26 protein-coding genes are annotated in these 26,507 nt (G+C 37.1%); 9 read left to right on the top strand and 17 right to left on the bottom strand.

The window, feature by feature from the left end; genetic code table 11:
* Nucleotides 1-16: 16 nt before the first annotated feature.
* Entirely contained in the window at nt 17-367 is a 351-nt protein-coding gene (locus tag H6F62_RS13455) for a hypothetical protein (RefSeq protein WP_190372257.1), read from the bottom strand.
* 604 nt (nt 368-971) lie between these two features.
* Here H6F62_RS13455 and thrC point away from each other — a divergent pair.
* The 3 genes from thrC to H6F62_RS13440 all read left to right on the top strand — a co-directional run bounded on the left by thrC (nt 972) and on the right by H6F62_RS13440 (nt 3,310).
* On the top strand, nt 972-2,276 hold the full coding sequence (gene thrC, locus H6F62_RS13450) for a threonine synthase (protein ID WP_028082282.1): 1,305 nt from the start codon (nt 972-974) through the stop codon (nt 2,274-2,276).
* Nucleotides 2,277-2,410: 134 nt separating this feature from the next.
* Nucleotides 2,411-2,686, top strand: a complete 276-nt coding sequence (locus H6F62_RS13445) for a MoaD/ThiS family protein (protein WP_137908703.1) — start codon at nt 2,411-2,413, stop codon at nt 2,684-2,686.
* A gap of 174 nt (nt 2,687-2,860) precedes the next feature.
* On the top strand, nt 2,861-3,310 hold the full coding sequence (locus H6F62_RS13440; RefSeq protein ID WP_028082280.1) for a DUF2996 domain-containing protein: 450 nt from the start codon (nt 2,861-2,863) through the stop codon (nt 3,308-3,310).
* 138 nt (nt 3,311-3,448) lie between these two features.
* Here H6F62_RS13440 and H6F62_RS13435 read toward each other — a convergent pair whose 3' ends face one another.
* The gene (locus tag H6F62_RS13435; RefSeq protein ID WP_137908704.1) at nt 3,449-3,943 is read right to left on the bottom strand and encodes a TM2 domain-containing protein; all 495 of its coding nucleotides are present in this window, start codon (nt 3,941-3,943) and stop codon (nt 3,449-3,451) included.
* A gap of 106 nt (nt 3,944-4,049) precedes the next feature.
* Here H6F62_RS13435 and dusB point away from each other — a divergent pair, with 106 nt between their 5' ends.
* Complete coding sequence (dusB, locus tag H6F62_RS13430; protein ID WP_137908705.1) at nt 4,050-5,099, top strand: tRNA dihydrouridine synthase DusB; 1,050 nt, start codon at nt 4,050-4,052, stop codon at nt 5,097-5,099.
* A gap of 288 nt (nt 5,100-5,387) precedes the next feature.
* Here dusB and H6F62_RS13425 read toward each other — a convergent pair whose 3' ends face one another.
* Nucleotides 5,388-6,848 (bottom strand): aminotransferase class I/II-fold pyridoxal phosphate-dependent enzyme, encoded by a 1,461-nt coding sequence (locus H6F62_RS13425; protein ID WP_190372253.1) that lies wholly within the window; start codon nt 6,846-6,848, stop codon nt 5,388-5,390.
* A gap of 194 nt (nt 6,849-7,042) precedes the next feature.
* Between H6F62_RS13425 and H6F62_RS13420 the strand changes: the two genes are divergently transcribed.
* A complete protein-coding gene (locus H6F62_RS13420) occupies nt 7,043-7,765 on the top strand; it encodes a TerC family protein (protein WP_137908707.1) in 723 nt (240 codons plus the stop codon).
* A 68-nt stretch (nt 7,766-7,833) separates the two neighbouring features.
* On the opposite strand, the gene H6F62_RS13415 is transcribed toward H6F62_RS13420, so the two are convergent.
* The 9 genes from H6F62_RS13415 to ndk form a co-directional block, all read right to left on the bottom strand.
* Nucleotides 7,834-8,496, bottom strand: a complete 663-nt coding sequence (locus H6F62_RS13415) for a Na(+)/H(+) antiporter subunit B (protein WP_028082275.1) — start codon at nt 8,494-8,496, stop codon at nt 7,834-7,836.
* Between the two features lie 20 nt (nt 8,497-8,516).
* Entirely contained in the window at nt 8,517-9,059 is a 543-nt protein-coding gene (locus H6F62_RS13410) for a DUF4040 domain-containing protein (protein WP_190372252.1), read from the bottom strand.
* Entirely contained in the window at nt 9,052-9,330 is a 279-nt protein-coding gene (locus tag H6F62_RS13405) for a monovalent cation/H(+) antiporter subunit G (protein WP_137908709.1), read from the bottom strand. The genes H6F62_RS13410 and H6F62_RS13405 overlap by 8 nt, the downstream gene beginning before the upstream one ends.
* Nucleotides 9,327-9,584 carry a hypothetical protein gene (locus tag H6F62_RS13400; RefSeq protein WP_137908710.1) on the bottom strand — a complete coding sequence of 86 codons (258 nt, stop codon included), beginning with the start codon at nt 9,582-9,584 and terminating at the stop codon, nt 9,327-9,329. Before H6F62_RS13400 ends, H6F62_RS13405 begins: the two co-directional genes overlap by 4 nt.
* Before the next feature lie 5 nt (nt 9,585-9,589).
* Nucleotides 9,590-9,967, bottom strand: a complete 378-nt coding sequence (locus H6F62_RS13395) for a Na+/H+ antiporter subunit E (protein WP_190372251.1) — start codon at nt 9,965-9,967, stop codon at nt 9,590-9,592.
* A complete protein-coding gene (locus H6F62_RS13390; protein ID WP_137908712.1) occupies nt 9,964-11,397 on the bottom strand; it encodes a cation:proton antiporter in 1,434 nt (477 codons plus the stop codon). The genes H6F62_RS13395 and H6F62_RS13390 overlap by 4 nt, the downstream gene beginning before the upstream one ends.
* Nucleotides 11,398-11,542: 145 nt before the next feature.
* Nucleotides 11,543-12,826: an RNA-guided endonuclease IscB gene (iscB, locus tag H6F62_RS13385; RefSeq protein ID WP_190372250.1), complete on the bottom strand. Its 1,284-nt coding sequence runs from the start codon at nt 12,824-12,826 to the stop codon at nt 11,543-11,545.
* A 228-nt stretch (nt 12,827-13,054) separates the two neighbouring features.
* Nucleotides 13,055-13,390 (bottom strand): cation:proton antiporter subunit C, encoded by a 336-nt coding sequence (locus H6F62_RS13380; RefSeq protein WP_028082268.1) that lies wholly within the window; start codon nt 13,388-13,390, stop codon nt 13,055-13,057.
* A gap of 311 nt (nt 13,391-13,701) precedes the next feature.
* Nucleotides 13,702-14,151, bottom strand: a complete 450-nt coding sequence (gene ndk, locus H6F62_RS13375; RefSeq protein WP_137908743.1) for a nucleoside-diphosphate kinase — start codon at nt 14,149-14,151, stop codon at nt 13,702-13,704.
* A gap of 329 nt (nt 14,152-14,480) precedes the next feature.
* Here ndk and speA point away from each other — a divergent pair, with 329 nt between their 5' ends.
* A complete protein-coding gene (gene speA / locus H6F62_RS13370) occupies nt 14,481-16,496 on the top strand; it encodes a biosynthetic arginine decarboxylase (RefSeq protein ID WP_028082266.1) in 2,016 nt (671 codons plus the stop codon).
* A 59-nt stretch (nt 16,497-16,555) separates the two neighbouring features.
* On the opposite strand, the gene H6F62_RS13365 is transcribed toward speA, so the two are convergent.
* From H6F62_RS13365 to H6F62_RS13355, 3 genes are all read right to left on the bottom strand, one after another.
* Nucleotides 16,556-17,725, bottom strand: a complete 1,170-nt coding sequence (locus H6F62_RS13365) for an NDP-sugar synthase (protein ID WP_137908714.1) — start codon at nt 17,723-17,725, stop codon at nt 16,556-16,558.
* Nucleotides 17,726-17,805: 80 nt separating this feature from the next.
* Entirely contained in the window at nt 17,806-18,594 is a 789-nt protein-coding gene (locus H6F62_RS13360; protein ID WP_137908715.1) for a ScpA family protein, read from the bottom strand.
* Between the two features lie 282 nt (nt 18,595-18,876).
* Nucleotides 18,877-19,971: an AI-2E family transporter gene (locus H6F62_RS13355; RefSeq protein ID WP_137908716.1), complete on the bottom strand. Its 1,095-nt coding sequence runs from the start codon at nt 19,969-19,971 to the stop codon at nt 18,877-18,879.
* 156 nt (nt 19,972-20,127) lie between these two features.
* On the opposite strand from H6F62_RS13355, the gene pdxH reads away from it, so the two are divergent.
* Nucleotides 20,128-20,772: a pyridoxamine 5'-phosphate oxidase gene (pdxH, locus tag H6F62_RS13350; protein ID WP_137908744.1), complete on the top strand. Its 645-nt coding sequence runs from the start codon at nt 20,128-20,130 to the stop codon at nt 20,770-20,772.
* A gap of 406 nt (nt 20,773-21,178) precedes the next feature.
* Nucleotides 21,179-22,270 carry a glycosyltransferase family 4 protein gene (locus H6F62_RS13345; protein WP_137908717.1) on the top strand — a complete coding sequence of 364 codons (1,092 nt, stop codon included), beginning with the start codon at nt 21,179-21,181 and terminating at the stop codon, nt 22,268-22,270.
* 554 nt (nt 22,271-22,824) lie between these two features.
* On the opposite strand, the gene H6F62_RS13340 is transcribed toward H6F62_RS13345, so the two are convergent.
* Both H6F62_RS13340 and H6F62_RS13335 read right to left on the bottom strand, forming a co-directional pair.
* On the bottom strand, nt 22,825-24,135 hold the full coding sequence (locus H6F62_RS13340) for an aromatic amino acid transport family protein (RefSeq protein ID WP_137908718.1): 1,311 nt from the start codon (nt 24,133-24,135) through the stop codon (nt 22,825-22,827).
* Between the two features lie 84 nt (nt 24,136-24,219).
* Entirely contained in the window at nt 24,220-25,422 is a 1,203-nt protein-coding gene (locus H6F62_RS13335; protein ID WP_137908719.1) for an AAA family ATPase, read from the bottom strand.
* A 603-nt stretch (nt 25,423-26,025) separates the two neighbouring features.
* Here H6F62_RS13335 and H6F62_RS13330 point away from each other — a divergent pair.
* On the top strand, nt 26,026-26,472 hold the full coding sequence (locus H6F62_RS13330) for a response regulator (RefSeq protein WP_137908720.1): 447 nt from the start codon (nt 26,026-26,028) through the stop codon (nt 26,470-26,472).
* The last annotated feature ends 35 nt before the right edge of the window (nt 26,473-26,507 follow it).

Below are 26,507 nucleotides of genomic sequence, written 5' to 3'. Positions count from 1 at the left end.
TGGTAGTAATTAAGAGTTACAAATTTTTCTCTAGTAGTGATTCCAATTCCCCAGGCAAATAGTTCATATCTGCTACTCTAGCTACGAGTAAACTATCATGTCCGGCATCTTGTAAACGAGATTTCCAATAGTTAATACTCTCAGCATTATTCATCCAAAACTCAATTACCGTATCTACTACTTGATCTAAATTCCAACCCCATTTTACAGGAATTGGTTCTATAGATTCCAGGAACGCATCTAAAGTACAAGTATGAGTTCCTAGATATTCTATCCCTTGATGTTGTGGTTTTACTAAACTCTGTTGTTGGTGATTAAAAAAATGCCAAACAGGAGATACCCCTATCAAATTGAAACTGTATTTAATCATTCTCGTCCTCCAAAGTTATCAATTGCCGATAAACCTCTGTTTTTGGCAAAAACTATTGCGGAAAAGTCCGCTAACTTCATCTAGAAAAAGTAGAATTTCTGCCAACTACATCAGTTTCAAGATTACCTCAGACATTAGCACTCAAGCCCTTTGACTGCTAGGATTTATTTGGTTTTTAGATTGTATTGATAAATAATATATGGCATTAATTCCAGGATGTAAATGATTTTTAGTATTTTTTCACCAAAAATCTATAAATCAGTATTTACCCCCCATTACTAGCTTTTATCTGATAGTATTTTATACTAAATTCTGTAGTCCAAACTGTTTACACACAGCAAGTTACCTGTTGGTTGGCATAAAACCCCAAGCAGGGGAACTAGATAACCTGTTACTAACAATATCTCACTAAAGTGCATACCCCTAAACCTGATTCTTTCCCAAGGGTAATTCATGAATTACCCCTACTTTGGTGATTTTTTTGGTAATTGCTGCGGTTGAGTAACCAAACCCGATAATTTTTGTCGGGTATGTTTGACGGTGATTTTGTCTCGTGCTACTATGATTTCAAAGTTGACGGATATCCAGGGAAAGGTAAATTATGACTCAGGCGATTACAAACCTCAACCAAGCAAACACTTCCATACTCAAAGCATTGAAGTGTAAAGAATGTGGCGCAGAATACGAGCTTAAAGCTACTCATGTATGTGAATTGTGTTTTGGTCCACTAGAAGTCAAATATGATTACAATGTTCTTAAAAGCTTAGTTAGTCGAGAAACTATTGAAGCAGGTCCCAACTCAATTTGGCGCTACCGTCACTTTTTGCCCGTTGCTACAGATAATTATATAGATGTCGGTACAGGGATGACTCCCTTGGTGCGTTCTCACCGTCTTGCCCGTCGCCTGGGTCTAAATAAGCTTTATATTAAAAATGATGCCGTGAATATGCCCACCCTGAGTTTTAAGGATCGGGTGGTATCCGTTGCCCTCAGTAGAGCGAGAGAATTAGGTTTTACAACTGTTTCTTGTGCTAGTACAGGTAACTTAGCAAATTCTACCGCAGCGATCGCCGCTCATGCCGGTTTAGATTGTTGTGTATTCATTCCTTCTGACTTAGAGGCTGGTAAAATTATCGGTAGTTTAATTTATAGTCCTACCCTAATGGCAGTCAAAGGCAATTATGATCAAGTTAATCGCCTTTGTTCAGAAGTTGCGAATACCCATGGTTGGGGTTTTGTGAATATTAACCTCCGTCCTTACTATTCTGAAGGCTCTAAAACCTTGGGCTTTGAAGTTGCAGAACAACTAGGTTGGGAATTACCAGATCATATAGTTGCACCATTGGCTTCCGGTTCTCTATTTACTAAAATTTATAAAGGTTTCCAAGAATTTGTAGAAGTTGGTTTAGTAGAAAATAAAGCTGTCCGGTTCAGTGGCGCTCAAGCAGAAGGTTGTTCTCCCATTGCGACAGCCTTTAAAGAAGGTAAAGACTTTATTAAACCAGTTAAACCGAATACAATTGCTAAATCAATCGCTATTGGCAACCCCGCAGATGGGGTATATGCTGTAGAAATAGCTCAAAAAACCAACGGTAATATTGAATCAGTTAATGATGCGGAAATTATCGAAGGTATTAAATTATTAGCAGAAACCGAAGGCATCTTTACAGAAACCGCAGGGGGTACAACCATTGCTGTTCTGAAAAAATTAGTAGAAGCCGGCAAAATCAATCCAGATGAAACCACAGTAGTTTATATCACTGGTAATGGGTTGAAAACCCAGGAAGCAATTCAAGGCTATATTGGCGAACCTTTGACAATTGAGGCCAAACTAGACAGTTTTGAGCGGGCGTTAGAAAGATCCCGGACCCTTGACCGTTTAGAATGGCAACAAGTCCTAGTTTAGAAGCTTTAGCGGTTAGAAACCGTAGTTATACAAATAAAGTCCACCTCCGTGGACTCAACAAAAATTCAGGTTTTTACCTGTCGCGGTTTATAACCGCCTATTTAGCTTACTCACTCACAATTAACGTTTAAACAATGGCCGTAACAGTTTTAGTTCCCACCGCTTTGCAACAGTTTACAGAAAATAAGTCCGTATTAGAATGTAGTGCTAGTAATATTTCTGGCTTATTAGATTCCTTAGAAGTAAGCTGTCCTGGTATTAAATCGCGTTTGTGTGATGATCAAGGCAAACTCAGACGGTTTTTGAATGTCTATGTTAACAGCGAAGATATTCGCTTTTTAGAAGGTGCAGAAACAACCCTAAAGGATGGTGACGAGGTGAGTATTGTTCCTGCTGTTGCGGGTGGTTGAAGCATATATAAATATTTAAAGTATAAAGTTTTAGTCATATCTCCTTATCTCGTTCCCAGTCTCCGACTGGGAATGCAGTCCAGAGGCTCTGCTTCAACAGTAAATGAATAAAATTCCCAAATTCATGGCTCTGGTATGTCAAAATAAAAATAACTGACTACCCCAAAACGAGCAATGGCAGAAGAAACCACACAAACTCCAGCAGAAAGCGAAAAAACCGCCGCCAAAGCTGCCAAAAAGGAAAAACCCCCAGCTTTGGAAGATAAACCTTTTGAAGAGTTTATGCAGCAACATTATCTCCCGGCACTGCAAGCAGCAATTACTAAAGAAGGTGTGCCAGATGTAAAACTGACTTTTGCCAAGCAGAAGTATTCCATAATTGGTTTTACCTCAGCGGAAGAATGTTGGCAAGTTATCGGTTCCTGGCAAGGGGGACAACGCCAGTTTAATGTATATTTCCCCGAAGAGAATATTCAAGGTAAAAAGGGTTTTTCCTGTAATGAAGGTAAAAAACCGAGTACCCTAGAATCGTTTTTAATTGACGAGCGGAAAATCACCCTAGATTTGTTAGTATCTCGGTTAGTATATCGTTTGAACGGTCAAAAATGGCTAGGTAGAAATTAGTTAACGTAATCATAAGTCACGACTTCAGAAATGGAGTCGTTACCTATTTTTAGATAATTTAACAGAAGAATATATAGCATTTCCTAGTCTAATGAAGTACAAAAGTTCGGAAATGATAAATCATAGCGGTTCGCAACTTTACAATTCATCAAAGTAATAAGTCACAACTCCAGAAATAGGGTTGTTGCCTATTCTCACATGATTTGATTGTAGCATTTCTTTGAGCATGGTTTCTACTTCTATAAGACTAGCTCCTGTGGCCTTAACACCTTGAGTTACTGTTAAACTACCACCATTAGCCTCTGCTGCTTCTATGAGTTTGACAATGAGTGGTTTACCATTTGGTTGGTGAACTTGTGATATAAATATCCGCTCATTCATGGGTATACCCGCAGATGATACACCTGCTTTTAACCGCAATTTTTGCTCATATTCGTCAACCATATTCGGTATGATCACTAAATCAACAAGTTGTCCAATATAAAATAAACCACCAGTACATAGCCATAATAAACCAGTACCGATTTTGCCATTATATAAGCGATGTAAGCCTCCTATACCAAAAAAACCTGCTCCACACAGAAGATAAGAAACAAGAAGACGATCTTGATTTTGATTGTTTTTTATAGTCATTTTATTTTATGTCCATTAGGATTTACTGGTTTAATCATCTACCCTTTGATTAACTACCTTTCCTTAGTCCTCAATTCCCTTAACGATTCTATTTTTAATTTTAACCATGATTTCTCTTTCTCCTGAACTTCAAGCTAGACTTTCTACACCTCTCAAAATTGGATCATTTGCGGTTAAAAGCCGTGTTTTACAGTCTCCATTGTCGGGGGTGACGGATTTGGTCTTTCGTCGTTTAGTACGTCGTTATGCACCAGAATCTATGATGTATACAGAAATGGTCAATGCAACGGGTTTACACTATGTTAACCAATTACCAAAAATTATGGAGGTAGATCCTCAAGAAAGACCTATTAGTATTCAATTATTTGATTGTCGTCCCGATTTTCTAGCGGAGGCAGCAATAAAAGCGGTTGCGGAAGGTGCAGATACTGTTGATATTAACATGGGATGTCCAGTTAATAAAATTACTAAAAATGGTGGTGGTTCTTCTTTATTACGTCAACCGGAAATTGCAGAGGCAATTGTGCGGGAAGTTGTGAAAGCGGTAGATGTTCCTGTAACTGTGAAAACTCGTATTGGTTGGAATGATCATGAAATTACTATTTTAGATTTTGCTAAACGCATGGAAGACGCGGGAGCAAAAATGATTACTGTCCATGGACGCACTCGCGCTCAGGGTTATAATGGTAATGCGCGGTGGGAATGGATAGCTAAAGTTAAAGAAGTCCTGTCAATTCCTGTGATTGGTAATGGAGATATTTTTTCTGTGGAAGCTGCGGTAAAATGTTTAGAACAAACTGGCGCAGATGGGGTAATGTGTTCTCGTGGAACTTTAGGTTATCCCTTTTTAGTTGGTGAAGTTGATCATTTCTTAAAAACAGGAGAATTATTACCACCACCTAACCCCATTCAACGTTTAGAATGTGCGCGAGAACATCTTTTTGCTTTATGGGAATACAAGGGAGATAGGGGAGTCCGTCAAGCGCGTAAACACATGACTTGGTATGCTAAAGGTTTTGCTGGTGCTGCTGACTTACGGGGTAAATTAAGTTTAATGGAAACTGTACAACAAGGTTTAGATTTGATTGATAGAGCTAAGGAAAATCTAACTCATGGTTATGAAATTGAGGAAGAAATACCTGCAACTATAGCATAAATATAAAGAATAAAGATCAGGTCTCATTAACGTGGGGTGACATATCCTTCTGAGTTCAATGTTTTAAAAGCCAATTCTGTATTATAGCGGTTCTTGGTTGAGTAAAGTATAATATCCCCGCAAGAGAGCAGGGGTTATGATGTAAAAAAACTATCTTACAGCAAGTTCAGCTTGAGTGAGGTACACCTTGTGCGGGCAAGACTTGTACTGAGATTGGTCGAAGTATGCCCGCACCACAAGAGTTTTATTATTAATATCTGTACTTCATAAACGGATAACTGCTGTATATTATTTCACAACTTTTAGAGTTTGTAAAGTTTCATCGGCACAACCACTAATAAAACCACCCATATTTTGAATTTCCTGTAAATATGCCAATGCTGATTTTGTAATTATTTCCCCCGGCATTAATACAGGAATTCCTGGAGGATAAGGACAAATAATTTCTGCACAAATTCTATCTTGGGTTTCCTCTACAGGTAATACTTCGCTATTAGCAAAAAAGGCCTCACGAGGAGAAATGGACAGATCATGACCTATTATAGCATCGTTTCTATTCTTACACGGTTGACACTCAGATGTCAAGGGGGTGACATGGCTAAGATTATTTAATCCCTGAATTAGGTTTTGAATATCTGCTTTTGTGTTTCCTAAGCTAATAATAAATGTGAGATTTTGCCAAGATGAAAATTCTGGAGTAACATCGAATTTTTTATCTAAAATTTCTTCAGCCGCAAAGCCTGTAAATCCTATTTCACTAACATTTACAGTTAATCTAGTTTGATCTAAATCTAGAAATTTTTGTGATTTTCCGCTATTAATTAAAGGAGTAGATAAACCAGGAATTTGATTAATTTTAATTATTGCTTCTTGCGCTAATTCCCAAGTTTGAGACATCAATTTTTTTCCATGTATTGCCATTTGATGACGTGCAGCATCTAAAGAAGCTAAAAGTATAAAACTAGGGCTGGTAGATTGAACTAATTGTAAGGCTTTATTAATTCTATCAATATCAATTCTATTTCCTTGAATATGTAACATTGATGCCTGTGTCATTGCCCCCAATGTTTTATGAATTGATTGTATAGTTAAATCTGCACCTGCGGTTAAAGCTGAGGTGGGTAATTGTGGATGAAAATGAAAATGTGCGCCATGGGCTTCGTCTACAATTAAAGGAATATTATATTGATTAGTTAAGTGTGAAATCGCCTTTAAATCTCCACAAACACCATTATAAGTTGGATAAACTATCAATACTGCTTTTGTATCTGGATGTTCTATTAATGCTGCTTTTACTAATTCGGGTGTTATACTATATGTAATATCTAAATATTCATCATATTCAGGATTTATAAAAATAGGAATTGCACCAGAAAGAATTAATCCAGAAATAACTGAAGAATGAACATTGCGCGGGAGAATTATTTTTTCTCCCATTCTACAATTAGCAAGAATTGCAGCTGCAATTCCGCAGCTAGAACCATTAACTAAAAACCATGTTTTCTCAGCCCCAAAAGCCTCTGCTGCTAATTCTTGTGCTGCTAAAATTACGCTTTGGGGTGTAAATAAATTATCTAATTCTGCCAATTCTGTTAAGTCAGCATGAAAGACATCTTTACCTAATAAATCGCTTAAAAGTGGGGAAATACCCTGGCCGCGTTTATGTCCTGGAGTGTAAAATGGTGCATGATAACGGTTTTTACAGGCTTTTAAGGCCTCTATGAGCGGGGTTTGGTTTTGATTTAGCATATTTTGAATGTACCCTAGGGTCTTTTAAGCAAGGGATAAAAACCTATCAGCAATACTAACTATTTTATCGGCTTTGACATTCTGATATATAATAAACATATTGCGTAAACAACAAGGAGGTAATTTAGAGTGTCAATGTGCGTTCTACAGTAAAAATCTCCTATTAATTTTTAATTGTCCCCCTCTTGTGAAAAATGTTAGACAAAATATTTAATTACCTAAACTTTCACTTCAGCGTTGAAGCCTCAATTGTTCTCTTGATTTTAGTATTTTTAGAAGCGGTACTATCCGCTGATAATGCGATCGCCCTCGCTGCGATCGCCCAAGGACTAGAAGACAAAAAACGAGAAGGTCAAGCCCTCAACATTGGCTTAGTATTCGCTTATATTTTAAGAATTACCCTGCTGTTAACAGCGACTTGGGTACAAAAATTTTGGCAATTTGAACTTTTGGGTGCTGGTTATCTCTTATGGTTAGTATTTCAACACTTTAGTTCTCAGGAAGACGAGTCCAATCATCATCACGGTCCACGGTTTAAATCACTGTGGCAAGCTATACCCGTAATTGCCTTGACAGATTTAGCTTTTTCCTTGGATAGTGTCACAACAGCGATCGCAGTTTCTCAAGAAACATGGTTAGTAATCACCGGTACAACCATTGGTATTTTCACCCTAAGATTCATGGCTGGATTATTTATCCGCTGGTTAGATGAATATGAAAATTTAGAAGACGCGGGTTATATTACTGTCGCATTTGTGGGTTTACGGTTGCTGTTAAAAGTCATCAATGATGATTTAGTCCCACCACAATGGCTGGTAGTAACTGTTATTGGTGTGATCTTAGCTTGGGGATTTTCCAAGCGTACCGTTGTTGAATTAGTCCCAGAAGAAAGGGAAAAAACTGAAGTCTCAAAGTGATGAGGACGGGAACTAGGTAACAGGTAAGAGTTTTATTACCAATTACCTTTCCTGAACCTTTCCTCAATTCATAACAAACCGCGATAACGAATAAAAATCAAAACCACAGCCCAAGAACCTAATGCTACCTTAACAGCAACTAGGATGTTTAATATCGGTAAAATTCCACCACTAAATAAGGCCCCTAACTCACCGTGGGGTAATTCTAGCCCCGATAAAGTTATCACTGCTAAAACAATAAAAACCAATACCGAAACCTTTTCCCAAGTAGCAGCGTGCCAACGGTGATAAATATCCTGCATCCACTGATATGATGAAGTAATTGCTATGAGTCCAATGGCTGTACCACCAGCGACACCAGCTGCAAAACCGCCTCCAGGACTCAAATGTCCCCTAATTGCTAATTCAATACCCACTAACGCCGCAATTGTCGCCCCTAGACGAGCTAATATTATTGATGGTTGATCTTTGAATTGATAAATACTGCAAGATGGTTTGTCATTGGCTAGTAAAAAATTAGCTCCGAGAATGGCGATAGTAAAAACAATTACTTCAAAGATTGTATCATATAACCGATTTCTGAAAATAATCCCTGATACCGCATTGGGAACACCACTTTCTTTAACTACTGTTTCCACAATGGAAATATCTGATAAATTCGGTTCATAATTAGGCATGATCAGCATTTTCACAAATAAAGCTATTCCCGCTAAAATGTAGACTAATTTCATAAATGCTGCTCCCCTAAATGTCAAACATGGAAATATTTTAAAATTGTTTTTGGTAATGAAAGTTCACTTTCTATAATGTTATAGATACGTTGCACTCGAATTGCAGTTTGGTAGGTTTCTTCTCCTTGATGACTTTCTTCCAAACGCACACAAGTAGCATGAATTTCCTTTTCTATTAATGCCTGTTGTAAACTTTGGTTATTGCTATAGGGAACAATTTCTAGCCGTAAGTAATGTTTGTTAAAAATCTGGCGAAATTCGTTGATAAGTTGTTGCAAAGTGCTATCCTGATTTTTTTCTATTGACTGATTTTCAATGACACCAAGACGCAAAACTAAAGATGAACGGACTGCAATTGCATAGAGAGTAATTGATAGCATTGTTCCCATTAATGCTTCTGTTAAAGCCACATCTGCTGCTCCTAAAACTGCATCTACCATTGCGGCTATGGCACCGAGTACCCCACGAATCACTAAAGCATGATAGGGGTTAGTTTGAGTTACTAACATCCCCGCAGTTAAGGGTAATAAAGCAATGATCAAATAGAGATAAGTATCATTCATTTTTTGCCTCTTGTGTTGAACAATATGCTAATACATAACCCAGCATAGTATTCCAAATTGCTAAGGAAATAATGCCCAGAATAAGTAATGGCCATTCACTGGGTATTTTCAATAATAGTCCGATGATAATAATCATTGAACCTAAAGTATCAGCAACAGAAAGTCCATGTAATTTGAATAATACTGATCTGTTGCTAACTAAATGAAAAGTTCCCCAAAACCAAAAAACTATGCCTATACCTATACAGCTATAACTCAGAAAGTTGATCATACTTCACCCAATCTTCTTAGGATATGTGCTAATAACATTAATCCGGCATTTCCTACACTCAAAATAATCGCTGCGACTACACCAATCATCCAATCATCTCGCAAAACGGAAATTACAAGAATCATGATTGCTACTTTACTGGAAATACTACCAAAAGCTAACATTTTCTGCCAAGTATCATCACTTTTACCAGCTTCATAAATGGGGATAAGTAAAGCTACAATCATTGCCATTAAGACTATTTCTAAGTTCATAATTGTTACCTGCCGGGTTTAATTTGGTGGACCTCATACCATCCTTCTTCACGGTATTTAAAAACTATGGTTTTGGGTGTGAAGGTAATTAGAAATATATCCACAAAAATCAATAAAGGTGATCTTTTGAGTTTGACTTTCTCTATGATAATTTCTTCTTGATGATGGGGACGCAGGATAATTTCAAATGCCTCCATAAAAGCCAATGGAATGGTAATAATAATTTTAATTATCACCTTTAACCAAGCTTTTAATTTTTCTGGTGAGGATTTACCACGTGGTAAAAGTAAGGCAATAATGACACCAATGATAATATTTGTTAAACTCACGTTAGCAGTGAGTAAAAACCAAATTGATAATCTTAATATGAGATGTCCAATCATGGGAAAGCCATCCAAAATAGCAAAATTAAAGTCAGACTCATGACACCAACCAAATGCTCAAATTCTTCAAATACACGAGGTAAAGATATTGATAACTTTTTGAAAATAACATGATAGGCTAACCAGCCCACAGCAATGGTTATAAGTGCTTTTGTAATATCAGCAGTATTATAAGCTTGAGGATAGACAATATTGGCAACAATTAAACCAGTGATCAAAAATATTATTGATATCCAAAAACCTGGTTTGATTTTCTGTTCTCCTTCTCGACTGTGGGGTAAAAAAATAAATTTAGCAAAGGATATTGCTGTACCGACTGCGGCAATATTCATAATTATAAATTGCCAAGATGCTAAATTTTTCATGCTTAAACTCTTAGCAGCAAAACCTGATAATAAAGGGAAACCAGAAATTGATAAACTAGCGATAACTAAGGCTATCCAAATTGTTGTATGAATGGGTTTATATTGCAATTCTTTAAAGTTGCGACTGGGTAAAGAACCCGCAATCAAAAATAAAGATGATTTGACTAATCCATGGGTAAGAGCATAAAATCCACCTACTACTGGTGCCGCGAGAATAAAGCCTAATTGGGAAATTGTGTGAAAGGCCAACATTCGCTTAGTATCTTTTTCCAAAACAGCATAGGATACACCCATTAAAGCCGTTCCTACACCGAAAATTCTGACTATGATATCAATTTCTTCGGAAACTAATGCAGTACGCAATAAAGGTAAAACACTGGCTTTAACAACAATTCCTGACATCAATGCGGAAACTGGTGTTTCTGATTCAGAATGAGTTAAAGGTAACCATAAACCGGATACAAAAATCCCAGCTTTGATTAATAATCCCAGAAAAATTAATGCTAGTGCTTCCGGTGGTGATCCCTTTAAACCTGTAAAACTAAAGGAATGATGTGTCTGATAAACCAGCGCCGCACCAACTAGATAAAACAACATGGAAGTATTACTTACAAATAGATACCGTAAACCTACCCAAATTGAGCGATCGCTACGGGGATAAGCAATCAATAAAAAGGCCGCAATACCACTTACCTCTAAAGCCACATATAAACTAATGAAATCTGCACAGACAAAGGCAGCATTGAGGCTACCATGGACAATAATCATCTGAGCATAGAAAAAAGCCGTTTTATCACTGCGCCAGCAGTAGAGAGCAACAGCAGCCGTGACTATAGCATTTGTGAGAATAAAGTAAGCGCTTAACTCGTCTGCTATTAATTTAATACCGAAACTGTCTAGTAAATTCAGTGTCACTGGTGATGGATTGAGAAATAACTGCAACCCATAAGCAGCAGAAGCAATAGTTCCCCACAGAGTTAAATGTCGGTTGAGTTTGGGAACGATAAAAATGATGAATCCTAGAAAAAATGGGGTAGCAATCCAAGTCAATGTAATAGTATTCATCTAAACCTCCTCCAGGAGACCCCCACCAAAACTGTACTCAGTTTGGTGATGGGAGGAATGGAGGGTTAATTGTGAAACGTCCCTTGAGTAATTTTGTGCGTTAGCACAAATAGCGAGAAGGACAGTTGAGTAATTAACAAATCTTTTATACTGCATACGAATAACCATCCTTTGCGTGAATGCGTTTACAAAACTTATGTGATATTCCTTGAATCAATCCATTTTTAGTAGAAATATTGAAACTACCAGTTGAACGAATAGCAACTTTTCCTACACAAATACCAATCTTTTTACCAGTGGTGACAACCGCTTTAGCGATATCGCCAGTTTGAAAACCAAAATGTATTTTTTCTCTCGGTACGTGCCTATTCGGAAAACCGTACTTGTCGGTTCGGCAAGATTGCCTAGAGCCGTGACCGTTAGCTGTAATTAGCAGTAGTTTAACACCTTTGATATTGAGAATTGGAGTTGACTGACCAACACAAGCTGCGTCAATCCAGTGCGTTTTCTCTAAATTTTGCTCACTTCTATTAAACTTTGTTAACCCTCCTGAACCTGTTTCTACAGGTAATCCAGTTGCTTTTAGAACTTTTAGTAATGCAGTACGAGTTGTGTTTACTGCGGCTGCATCAGCCAGTGGTCTTTTGGCTTGCTTCAAGATTTTCTCTAACTTTGAAAAGTCTTTTTTGAGAAAATCTTTGATGTCTTTCGTTCCCTTTTTGGTGTTACACTTTTCACAACTTAAAGTGAGATTCGTAATTGAATTACTACCACCCTTGGCTCGTGGATGAATATGTTCTACTTGAAAAGGAACGTCTTTCGCTCCACAGTAAGCACATTGTCTACCCCACTTTTCTAGTAAGTATTCTCTGGTTTCGTAACCAGCTAAAGTTCCCTGTTGATATTCCTGTCCTTGAATATCAGGATTAGCCATTAACTGCATATCAAACCTGACTAATTCTTGACTAATAGCCTGAATTGGTGCAAAGTTGAGTAACTTCTTAACCCAAGTTTTGATATTCTCAACCCGACTTTGTAAGCTCGGTGCTAACCATCCTTCTGGACGGGTTCTATTCAAAAACCTTGGTTGTCTGTAACGAGTTTTTCTTGCACGTCTAGAACGTCTTAATTGCCTTCTAGAAGTTAAAGCATCTCTAATTGCAAAACCTCTATGTTTTAATTCAGCAGCAAATACAACCTCGCCAGTTAAATCATTAACTAATGCCATTCCCGTAAATTTTGCACCAGGGTCAATCTTTAGTCTTAGCGACGATATTGGGGAGTCAGGACGGGATTTTTTGAGAATAATTGTGAACGGAAACTGTCTAAATATTGCTGCTTTTTTGCTTCTTAGTAGTTGTCTGGCTTGCGCTGAATGAATTGGGTTTAATGGCGTGAAGTTGGTATCTAAAACAAATACTTTGGACATATTGTCCCTCCTTGCGGGTAATGTTAGCCTGGACAAAGATTTAAAGGCTTTTTACGCTAACAGCACTGGATTAACCCAATAAGCCTGTTTAACTGTTAACCTCAGATCTACAAACTGGCTGCGTATTTGTAGGTGAGATGACCTGAAAATCGTAGTGATTTAACACTTAGTCGGGTAAACTCTGGGCTTTAAAAGCCCCCACTTACCCTAAGGGAAGTGGTGGGTAATTTACGGTGTATTATTTTTCTCAATCTCATGGGTTTCTAAGGTGGGATTATCCTGTGCTAATTTCATCACACCAACCAGCATCAAAGCCTGAATAGAAAAACCAATGACTATCGCTGTTAATATCACTGCTTGGGGAACAGGATCTGCATAATTAATATTTTTTACACTAGAAATAATGGGGGTAAATAAGCCTTCTCGTGATGCAATTAGTACATAAAAGGCAATCACACCTGTACTCATCACATCCATGGAGACAATTTTCATCACCAGGTTTTTTTTGAGGATAATCCCGAAAAAACCGCACAATATTGTTATTAGTACACAGGCTTCTAACACGGTAATTAATTATTTTATTTTATGCTCAAGTGATAATTTAATATAAGCACAGATTTTTGGTACTAACTCAATATCAAGTGCTAAAATATTTTGATGATTATTATAGTGATATCTAATGATTTAGTATTAAGGAACTTATGTATCATATCTTGGCTTGCAATCTTTTTTTCCTACCCTCCAAAAGGAGGTTTTCAAAATCTCTTATGGTCTATTAAATTTTTTATATTCATTTAAGGTAACAGGTGACAAGTAACAGCTAAGAGTTTTACTACCCATTACCCATTACCCATTACCTATTACCTATTACCTAATTACTCATTTAACCACGGTTTTGAATGGGGTTGCCAAGCAACTAATTCTTCATCCTTAAACCATAAAGCTATTTCTGTTTGGGCTGTTTCTTGAGCATCAGAACCGTGAATCAGGTTACGACCTACATTAACGCCAAAATCGCCACGAATTGTACCTGGTTCTGCGTTTAAGGGATTGGTTGCACCAATAATCTTTCTCGCTGCTGCAACAACGCCCTCACCTTCCCAAACCATTGCTACAACTGGACTAGAAATGATAAATTCCACTAACCCAGGAAAAAAAGGTCTTTCACGGTGAACAGCATAGTGTTGTTCCGCTAATTCTCTACTGACTTTCATAAACTTCAACCCAACTAAAGTAAAGCCTTTAGTTTCAAAACGGCGGATAATTTCACCCACCAAACCACGCTGTACACCGTCCGGCTTAATTGCTAAAAATGTGCGTTCCAAGTCTGTCTCCAAAAACATAATCAAATTTTGATGGGTTAATTGTCAGTTGTATTGAGGTCTTTTGTCTAGTAGTCTGAGCAATTTTCCCTGATCATGGTGGATAACCGGATTGAATTACCATTTTTTTCCTGATTACATATAGCAACAGGTAATTAACCGCAGATAAACGCAGATAAACGCAAATTTTTGTAACTAACCATTCTCAGCACAAGGGAGTATTGGGTGATTATCCTAATTCTTAATCAGAAATTATTTCTAGTCTTATATCCTTTACCAGACTATTTTGTTAAATTGTTAATTCGTGGGCAACACACAGAGGTCAGGAAGAAATGGGTGTCGAGTCAACTGCTGATGAGATTGTAAAAATGCCGCCTAATGGGCATAAAGCTGAATTGAAAAGCCAAAGAGAGAAGAAACTGCTAGTACCTACTAGCATAAGCACGGGAAATTTATCTATTCCCTGGAAAATTGAGAATAGTGAAGACCTTTATCGGATTGAAGGTTGGGGTCGGCCTTATTTCTCGATTAATGCTGCTGGTCATGTAACTGTTTCTCCCAAGGGTGAACGTGGTGGGTCTTTGGACTTGTTTGAGTTGGTCAATGCTCTACAACAGCGTAATTTAGGTCTTCCTATGTTAATCCGCTTTTCCGATATTTTGGAAGACCGGATTGAGCGCTTAAATGCTTGTTTTGCTAAGGCGATCGCCCGCTATAATTACCCTGGTGTCTATCGTGGGGTTTTTCCTGTTAAGTGCAATCAACAACGTCACCTGATTGAAGATTTAGTTCGTTTTGGTAAACCCCATCAATTTGGTTTGGAAGCAGGTTCTAAGCCAGAATTAATGATCGCTTTGGCTTTATTGGATACCCCTGGAGCATTGTTAATTTGCAATGGCTACAAAGACCAGGAATACATCGAAACCGCTATGTTAGCCCAAAGACTAGGACAAACACCAATTATCGTCCTAGAGCAAATTGAAGAGGTGGATTTAGCCATTGCTGCTAGTCGTCAATTAGGAATTAAGCCAATTTTGGGAGTTAGAGCCAAATTAAGCACACAAGGTATGGGTCGCTGGGGAACTTCTACAGGCGATCGCGCTAAATTTGGCTTAACAATTCCCGAAATTATGGAAGCTGTAGAAAAATTAGGTGCAGCTGACTTACTCGGTTCTCTACAACTGTTACATTTTCACATTGGTTCGCAAATCTCCGCTATCAATGTCATTAAGGATGCCATTCAAGAAGCTAGTCGTATTTACGTAGAATTGGCGATGCTAGGGGCAGATATGAAATACTTAGATGTTGGGGGTGGTTTGGGTGTAGATTATGACGGCTCGCAAACGAACTTCTACACCTCAAAAAACTACAATATGCAAAACTATGCTAACGACATTGTAGCCGAATTAAAAGATACCTGTGATGAACGGCAAATTACCGTACCTACTCTTGTGAGTGAAAGTGGTCGGGCAATTTCCTCTCACCAATCAGTGTTGATTTTTGACGTTCTCAGTACCAGTGATGTCCCCCTTGATCCTCCTGATCCTCCCCAAGACGGAGAATCTCCAATTATTAAATACCTGTGGGAAACTTACCAATCTATCAATAAGGAAAATTACCAAGAATTTTATCACGACGCTGCTCAATTCAAAGAAGAAGCTATCAGTCGCTTTAATTTAGGAATTTTGCGCTTGAATGAACGCGCTAAGGCCGAACGTCTTTACTGGGCTTGTTGTCAAAAAGTTTTAACTATCATCCGTCAGGAAGAATACGTACCTGACGAATTGGAAGACCTAGAAAAAATCATGGCTTCCATTTACTACATCAATCTTTCTGTGTTTCAATCAGCACCAGATTGTTGGGCTATAGATCAACTATTTCCCATTATGCCCATACATCGTCTGGATGAAGAACCAACCCGCAGAGGAATTTTAGCAGACCTCACCTGTGATAGTGATGGGAAAATAGACCGCTTTATAGATTTGCGAGATGTGAAATCAGTGTTAGAATTACACAAATTTCATCCAGGAAAACCCTATTATTTGGGAATGTTCCTGAATGGAGCATACCAGGAAATTATGGGGAATTTACATAATCTCTTTGGTGATACTAACGCCGTTCATATCAATTTAACTCCCAAGGGCTACCAAATTGAACACGTTGTTAAAGGTGATACCATGAGTGAAGTCGTTAGTTACGTTCAATACGATGCTGAAGACATGGTAGAAAATATTCGCCAGCGTTGTGAGCGGGCTTTAGAAGAACAGCACATCACCTTAGCGGAATCTCAGCGACTTCTACAAACTTACGAGCAAAGTTTACAACGGTATACTTACTTGAATAGTTAATAGTCATTAGTCAGGGATCAGTTGTCAGTAGCAAATTACAACTGACAACTGACAACTAACTAAATTGAACTTGTTCCCAATAATTCAGCAATGGCTTTATGTTCTAAAGGCGTTTCTATGGGACGAGTTTGACGGGCATCTGTAATCAGCCAATCTAAAGCCGCAGCTTGGACATCAATGGATGCTCCCGTTTTATCTACACAGTAACGCCCAAACACTAATTTATCAACTAGGCGGACTCCGGGAGCTAAACGGGACCATTCAAAAATCACGCTGTTATCTACAGTAGCCCCACTACAAATCCAGCAATTTGGACCAATCATGGCCGGTCCAATAATTTTTGCTCCGTCTTCAATTTTGGTCATTCCACCAATATAAACAGGTCCAGTAATATCAACTTTATCCCAATTTACAGATACATTCAAACCAGTAAAAATACCGGGAGCGACTTCATGTCCGGGGATTTGTACATTTTTGATTTCCCCCGATAAAACACCGCGAATTGCTCGCCAGTAATCGGGAACTTTACCAATATCTACCCATTCAAAATCCATGGGAATAGCATAAAAAGGGGCGTTATCTGCCACAAGTTGGGGAAATAACTGGCCACCAATGTCATATTCTACTCCAGAGGGTATATACTTAAATACTTCTGGCTCGAAAATATAAATACCCGTATTGATATTAGTGCTAAGAGCTTCTTCTATTGGGGGTTTTTCTTGGAAGGCTTTAATGCGATTATCGTCGTCAGTAACTACCACACCATAGCTAGAAACTTCTTCCTTGGGAACTGATTTAGTGATAATGGTAGCGATCGCACCTTTGGATTTATGCCATTTTACTGCCGCAGTTAAGTCTAAGTCAATTAAAGCATCACCACACAATACTACAAAGGTATCATCAAAAAATGGTGAGAAGTCTTGAATCCGACGCATACCCCCAGCCGAACCAATGGCTTCCCCCACGAGTTTACCATCATCATCAATTTTACCTTCAAAAGAATAGGCAATCTGCACTCCAAACCGCTGACCATCACGGAAATAACTTTCTATTTCCTCCGCTAAATGGCTGACATTGACCATAATTTGATCAAATCCGTGTTGGCGCAATAATTCCAATAAAAATTCCATTACTGGCTTTTGCAGTATAGGAATCATGGGCTTAGGAATTGTATAGGTAATAGGACGGATACGAGTACCCTTTCCTGCTGCAAGAATCATTGCTTTCATAAAATCTTATTCCTTAGTAATTGGTCAGTTGTCAGTTGTCATTAGGGGATAGAAATTTATGCTCCCCCTGCTCCTGGACTTTAATTAGGTAAACGAATTGAAATTTCCTGGTAAAATTCTTTTTGGAATAACTCCACCTTAGATTGAGCCGAGAGCAGTAGTAAAGCCCAAAAAACGCTAATCATGCTACCATGTCCTGATTGATGATTATGTCCGTTTTTCCCTGGTTGCTTTGTCTGTATCCATAAATCTATCAGTTCTTCTAGATTCCAACATTGTTCCTCCAAATTTCGCTCTTTAGCAGCACGATGTAACACCTGTTCTAGCTCTAACGCGACCTCCGTTAAATTTTCTTGGTGGGCTAACTCTAGGGCTTCCCGCATGGTTTGCACACTAGACTGGCGCTTAGTTCGCTGAGGTTTATCAGATTTTTCTACCAGTTTCAACTGGCTGGCCATGATTTGCAACTGGTCTATTAACTCTTGCAGTGTCACTCGACGTTTTCGAGGTGGCATAGCTGCTGGACGACGACGCAGGTGTTGCTCTAATTGTAAGGGACGGGCTGGACATGACAATCCATCTTCAATTTCTAATATTGTATCATCTATAACTTCTTCTGGAGTATTATATACCGTTGACAGTTGCATTAATGTATTTGCCTTAAATAATACAAGCTTTGATGCTGATAAAAAAGCCTGTCCAGATTGAGATAAATCATTTTCATAGCCTCTGGTAGTTGCTTCTGGGGACATTAATTTCAAGTAATGATCAATCACCTCAATAACTCGCACGTCCCAAGGGTCAATTTCCCCTTTTTCGGCTTGGGAAATCAGGTGTGTAATTGTTTCTAATAATTCAACTGCATCCATCAATTCAAAATTTAATATACCAGAAATCAGAGGTCACGCAATTTTAGATTTTAGATTTTAGATTTTAGATTTTAGATTTTAGATTTTAGATTTTAGATTTATTCCAAGTAGCTTATTTCTGAATCCAGCAAGTATAAATATAGCTACACTACCTAGTTTATCAGACCTTTTTAAATATTGGTTTAAATATTGGTTTAAATCTTGGTTTAATATTAGATGCCGTTTAACATCTAAAATCTAAAATTTGCTCAAGAACAAGAGTTTCACTGACCGCTGACTAATTTATTCATCTTCCCCAAATTCTGAGCCGTAATTAGCCCGAAAATTTGCGACAAAATCACTATGCTGACTGTTTTTGATCACATCGAAAGTACCTTTGATAGTTCCAGCAATTGGTACAGCCACCAGTGTTCCCAGCAAACCCGCAATTTCAAATCCCATTAAAATGGCGATAAAAATCCACAGGGGGTTGAGTCCGATAAAATTACCCATGAGTTTGGGAGCTAATAGATTATCTTTAATTTGTTGCATGATAATTGCCATTGTAGCGACTGGAAATGCTAACCACCAATTTTGAATTAATACCAATATTGTGACTAAACCAATGCCTAAGGTTGCGCCAACAACAGGAATAAGTCCAGAAATACCGATAATAATAGCAAATAAGAGGGCAAATGGTACTCTCAAAAATAAGAAAATTGGCGTGAGGGCTATGATCATAAATAGCCCTAGTAACAATTGACTCAGAAAGAAGTTCTGGAAATTTAATTGTAATGACTTGCTCAGGGGAATACCGATATTTGATGGTAAAAGATTGATTAGTCCAGTCCAGACGCGATCGCCATATATTAACATATAAAAAGCGAGAACTATGACTAATATAACATTGAGTATTCCTGATAATAGCGTTCCCGCAAATCCTACAGCCCCTGAAGCTATTTGCTGAACTAGGTTCTGTATATTAGCATTAATTTGATTTGTCACCAGCTTTAAATCTATAGATAACCGTCTTTGCTTCGCTAACATCTCTAAATGATCGAAATTGGCTTGACTAGTCGCTAACCAATCTGGAATCTTATTCAAAAGTTGAATGGTTTGATCAATCAACATTGGTACAAGAGTAACACATAAAACAATAAATAGAGTTAAGGTAAGTAGTAAAACAATAATTACTGCTTGAGTGCGTCTAATTCTAATATTTTCAAATAACTTGACTGGATAATTCAGTAAAAAAGCCAGAATGGCAGAAATACTGAGGATAGTCAGAGGATTTTGAAAAAAATGAAATAATACAGACATCAGCCAGATATTGAGAGCAATAATTGGTCCACTGAGTCCATAAATTAACAAAGTTTGCAGAGGGGCAAAACGGCGCATCTGATTTAATGTATAAACAGGGGGCTTCAGGGGCTTGCAGGGCAGGGTGGCGTAATTCCTATTTCCTATTGTCCAAAAAACGTACTGATTTTGATCATAGAATGTTTCCCCCAATACTAATATACGCTGAATCTAAATCGTGAGAAAATAAAAATGATAGATAAAAGCATTGCTGATCTTCGTAAGGATTACACCCTAGAAGATTTAAATGAAGAAGAAATTGACCCGAATCCATTTATACAATTTAAAATTTGGTTTAACCAGTCCGTAGCAGCCCAACTACCTGAACCTAATGCCATGACTTTGGCTACCTGTACACCTGATGGTAAGCCTTCGGCGAGAATGGTACTACTCAAGGATATTGACGAACGGGGTTTTGTATTATTCACTAATTACAATAGTCAAAAAGGACAAGAAATATCAGTAAATCCCCATGCTGCTTTGGTTTTTTGGTGGGCTGAACTAGAACGTCAAGTCAGAATTGTGGGGACTGTCGAGAAAATTTCCTCAGCACAGTCTGATAGCTATTTTGAAGTGCGTCCACCCTTTAGCCGTTTAGGTGCTTGGGCTTCTAATCAAAGTGAAGTAATTTCCAGCAGAAATGTATTAGAGACACAATTAATAGAGTTTCAGCGTCAATATCAAAATCAAGAAGTGCCTCGACCTCCTCATTGGGGGGGGTTTCGAGTTATTCCCCAGGAAATTGAGTTTTGGCAAGGAAGATCCAGCCGCTTACATGATCGGTTGCGATATACTCTTGTAGATAATGGAAATTGGAAAATCGAGCGGTTATCACCTTAATTTTAGATTAATTTTAGATTCCCGACTTCTCCAAGCAGTCGGGAATCTTTTTGTGTAGCCTCATAACGCCAGCTATCAAAAATGATTTAATTTTTCTATAAAAAGATACTGATCTAAGAAAAAAACGATGATTATTGATTAATAATTCCTAAGAAGTTACCTGGTAAAATTATGTTAGATATTTGTTTCTTAAAGTACAGATACAAGAAAATGCCATTAGCTATGATAAACAGAACTTATCAAAGAGACTAAAATTTATGAATATAGTAGTGATCAGAGTAATTAAAACAGCGGAAAATTTTTAAATACTGATCAGACAAAGGTATTAAAAGTTGACTACTGATTGCTATATTATTTGTGTTTTTTTGTAAAATTTCAATAGTTTTTAATACAATCTCTTCAATTTATGAGAATTATACATATATTGAATCATATCCAAGAAATCGGTAATGGTATTGTGAATGTAGCTGTTGATCTGGCTTGTTTACAATCCCAAGCTGGTGATCATGTAGCGGTAATTTCAGCAGGAGGAGAATACGAAAAATTATTAAATAAATTTGGGGTTAAACACTATACAATAAACCAAAATCGCCAGCCAATAAATATGATCAAAGCGGCGGTAGGTTATCGGAAAATTGTGGGAGAATTTCAGCCAGATATAGTTCATGCTCACATGATGACTGGTGTGGTTTTAGCAAGAGCATTGAGGTGGGGAAATAGATATAATTTAGTGGCTACAGTACATAATGAATTTCAACGTAGTAGTGTATTAATGGGTTTAGCTGACCGAGTAATTGCTGTTAGTAAAGCCGTTAAAAATTCGATGGTAAAACGGGGAATTTCTGAAGAGAAACTACGAGTAATTTGTAATGGAACTTTGGGTAGCCCTCGGACTAGGAAAATCTCGGATTATCAACCTTTAAGTTTACACCGTCCTGCGATTGTTACTGTAGCGGGAATGTACAAACGGAAGGGAATTGCTGAGTTAATTGCAGCTTTTGAGGAAGTTACTCAAAATTTTCCCACAGTCAATTTATATCTAGTAGGAAATGGACCAGATAAACAAATATTTGAAGCTCAAGCTCAAGCAACGGACGTTAGTGATCAAATTCATTTTGTCGGATTTTGTCCCGAACCACAACGTTATTTACTAGCCTGTGATATTTTTGTCTTAGCTTCCCACCGTGATCCTTGTCCTTTGGTGCTTTCAGAAGCGAGGGAAGCTGGGGTAGCTATTGTGGCTACTGAGGTAGACGGAATTCCAGAGGCGTTAGATAATGGGAAAGCGGGAATATTAGTTCCGGCTCAGAATAGCCATAAATTGGCTGAAGCATTAATAAAACTATTGAGTAATACAAATATGCTTCAAGAATGGAAAAATCGGGCGCAAGAAAACTTAGAATGGTTAAATGTTGCCCGTGTACATCAAGAAACATTAGCTGTGTATCATGAGTTCGCTTTTCAGGAAACTTTTTCAACCTATACACAACTTGATTAATAATAGTTATTTCCAGTGCATATCTGGTAAATTATCTATAAGTGTGTAACAGCAGCGAAGAAGAATAATAAACAGGGTAAGTCTGAAAATAGACCATAAGATGTTGATATCGCCAATTTTTATCTACCCAATGGAGGAATCAAGATACATCCAATAAATACTAAATAATTAAATATTCCGATCACCTGACGAACTTTAACAGCACATTCCTTTGTTTGCATTGTACAAGCAAGGGATTTTTTTTATAAATTTTGAAATGATACCAATTCCATAGAATGATCAGCAATTTATATATCTAAAGGGGGACTGGATTAAACCACTTTAAATATTATATATTAAATAGCCCGATTACCCTACCGGACTTTAGCTCCAAATCCTCTTTTGTCATTACCCGACAAGAGGGGTTTTATTCACTTTTGAATATTGATGATGTAGATGATCACCAAAAACAAGTATGTTGGTATAAGCCAAAGCGAACAAACTCCAGAAAGAAAAGATTAGGTTTTCTAGCGTCATTTTATTAACCGGAAATTAGTCATTTTTAGGATTTATATTTAGAATTTATATATTGAAAAAAATTGTCTACCTATTAGAAAGATTCCGCCCATAATGATGAATATTAATGTTATTTTTCCTCCGGGAACTAGGGTTTGATGGTTAATATGGAAAAATTCTGGATTTTCACTTTGTTTCCAACTCATTAATGCTGGCATAATTCCTGCTAAAATAGAAATACTAAACGTACCTGTGTATTCTAAAGCCTGGAAAAATATGGTGGGATTAAATGTTCCTAAACTTAAAGGTGGAAGCAATATCAAGGAATAAAGAGGTAAACGAGAAATTTCGCTTTTAGTGATTAAAGAAATATCTTTAAAAAAATCCGTTAAACCGTAGGTAATACCAATAAATGATGTGACAATGGCAAATTCCGAAAAAATTGATAGTAACATCGCAAACCATTCTCCAGAAGCACCATTGCGGAGGATTTTTAATGGGTCAAATATCCTCTCATTTCCTGGACTAAGTTGTACAATATCTGGAGTCACGCAGCCTAAAATAACCGCATTCCAAGCCAAAAACATCAGGAGTGGAATCACAGAACCAATAATAATAGATTGACGAATTTTGGGAATATCTCCTTCTAATTGAGTCACAACCAGCGGGATAACAGAATGGTAGAACATGGCCACATATATAACAGCAATAGAACCACCAATAGCAGTCCAATTTTGGACTAAGAATTGAGAGCTTTGGATTTGGCTTCCTCCTAATAATAATAAACCCACAAAGGCCATGAGTAAAATAATGGTAAGTATCTCATTTAATTTTTCAATAAAGTTATTTTTTCCCCAATAAATCATACTACCAAATATTAGAGAAAAACTCACTGTTCCTGCCCAATGAGGTAAAATATTTTCTAACTTCCAAACTTGATTAACTGTGGTTGTTAAAACTTCTCCACCTTTAGTCATATATGCCACTAACAAAGCATAGTGATTAAATAAATATGCGACTCCAGCAATTCTCGCTCCGACTTTACCAAGAATCTTTTCTACTATTGCTAATAAGCCTAAATGGGGAATACCCTCAACTTGCATGATATTTAAAGTCACTTCCGCAATTATTAAACCAGATATTAAAGTATAAAACCATACAATAATAATGGCAATTGTAGATGGTATAATCCCAGATGGTAAGGTTACTGCTGGTAGTCCAATAATTCCAGCCCCAACAGTAGTACCTACAATCAAAGCTGTATTTCCTAAAACACTGCCTGGTTGATGTTGAAATTTATTACCATCAAATTCCAGGTGAGAAAATAATCTTGTTACTGCTTGTTGATCTTGTTTTTCTTGTCCAATCATAAACTCAAAACTAATTGTTGCTCTTCTCAATATAGTTATACTAGATACCCGACTTCTAAGATCAGTCGAGAATATAATAAGTGATTAAACGAACTTCTTGATAAACTCACACATTAAATCTACTCTACCTTTACGTAACATGGCTGGATCTAATCTTTCCGTGGTATTACAAGTCATTAATACTACTAATTTTTGCTGCATTTGCATACCAGATTCATCAATTATACTCTGGTATAATGTCCCATCTAATAAGGCTAAAATATGCTCAGTTTTGTTATTATATTGTGCCACTTCTGAAGCCCGATCTTGAGCTAGATTATCAGCTTCGTTGATGATAATACAAATGCGTTCTAAATATGTTGGCGGGACAAAGTTGGTAATAGCATCATGATCTAAAATGAAAATTACATATCCTAAAGGGACAAGAATTTCTTTAGCCATACTCTGGGTCCATGCTGTTTTTCCTGTACCTGGTGCGCCATGAACTACAACTGCTAATTGGTTTTGATGCAAAATTGTTTGTTGAACTAAGTCGCTAAAATTTTGGATGTCTTGGGGAAATGTCCGCAAGGGATATTGACTATGAACTTTCCCGACGCGACTTTGATATCCACTCAGCATTACTGCTAAATCATAGGTGGCTTTATTAATTAAAGGTTTCATATTTTGGGACATTAAAGTATAATTCCTTCTGCCCCTTTCATAGGCTTCAATTTGTAACCAAATATCATGTTTTGACCAATAAGCATAAACTGTATTTACCACATCTAATCTTTCCCAGTTCACAAATTTTTCTACTGGAAAATAAAAGTCTCTTTCGGAGTAATACTGAGTGATAATATCAGGACGTTCTAATAATTTTAAGACTCGGAGAACGGTAATTTCTTGCAGAAGATTCAGCACATAATCAATAGGAATACTATTGCGGCTCACAAATTGTACAAGCGGTGTTTCTGTACTCAAAATCTCTTTATGGCGCTGTTCTGGAGTGAGCATATCTGGTGTGATATAATTCCAAAATTTCTGAAATTCACCACGAGTATAATCTGAGGCTAAATTTAAAATATTTGCCCACCAGGCATATTCTTTTCTGGCCAAAGCATCAGCATAATAACTGACTAAATTAATACCTTTCTGGGTTAATTCCTGAGTATCATGGAATAAAATTTTCCCGAAATATTCCCAATCAAAATCTCTGTGAAATGGCCGCCAACCACTGGATAACAAGTTCTGACAGTTTTTATTGGTGTTATTACTTTCGTTAGTTCTGAAGTAGTCAAAATCCATAATTTAAATTATTCTCTGCTGAGACAATGATGCACAATTTTTTGTTACAGCCACTATTGGTAATAATTGGTAATATATTATATTCCCAAAATTGCAGTTGTGTCAACTATTCTACTCATAATTTAGCTGTTTGAGCAATATTAGATGATAGAAACTAGATTTACGTCTGCTATTTTTTCTATAACATGATCTTCAAAGTTTAAAAATAGACTTCTTAATCAGAAAAGTAATTATGGTAGTATTTGACAATTTCTGGCAATTATTTAATCATATCCAATGTCAGCTTGATCGTTATTAGGCTGGTTTTGGTGGGTATTTCTCACCCTACCTATGGTTGAAAAATTAAACAGTAATTCCATGGTTAGTAAAAATAAAAACAATAAACCCTATTTCTCGAAAGAGTAGGATTATAAATTTGTTGATTTTTGTAAATAAATTTATTGACAGTTTTGCATATAATCAAAATATATCTGCTAAAAGGATTAAAACTGGATTTTTATTTCCTGTTCCAATTACTGAAGATAAACAACCAATGAGAATTTGCGGGTTCGTCTGTTCTACTCATAAAAACGACTACTCCCTATTAACTACTCTGGAGAAGAGATGTATTTAGCACATTCATTTATGAGTGATGAAAAACGACAAAAACATCGACAGCCTTTGGTTTTAGCAGTAGAAGATAATGATGATAGTCTACTGCTAATGAGTTATACCCTAGAATTATTAGGTTGTCGATCTATTTGTCAAAAAGAAGGTTCAAGAACACTGTTTATGGCTAAGAAGTATCAGCCTGATTTAATTTTATTGGATATTTTCTTACCGGGTATGAGTGGGTTAGATGTTATTCAATGTCTCAAGGGAGAATTATTAACTTGTCATATTCCTGTAGTTGCTGTAACGGTTTTGACTGGAACTGAAGATAAAAAAAGTATTCTCAAAGCTGGTTTTGATGATCACATTAGTAAACCCTATATGATTGAGGAATTAGAAACAACTATTCGGCGGTTACTAGGTAGAAAATTTCAGCTATGTTCGGTTTCAAGAATATAGCAAGGGAATAGGGAATAGGTAATAGGGAATAGGGA

The sequence above is a fragment of the Anabaena sp. FACHB-1391 genome, from assembly GCF_014696755.1.
Taxonomy (GTDB): Bacteria; Cyanobacteriota; Cyanobacteriia; order Cyanobacteriales; family Nostocaceae; genus Dolichospermum; species Dolichospermum planctonicum.
The sequence above is the reverse complement of the archived record's forward strand: the minus strand, read 5'-3'. Positions and strand labels throughout refer to the sequence as shown.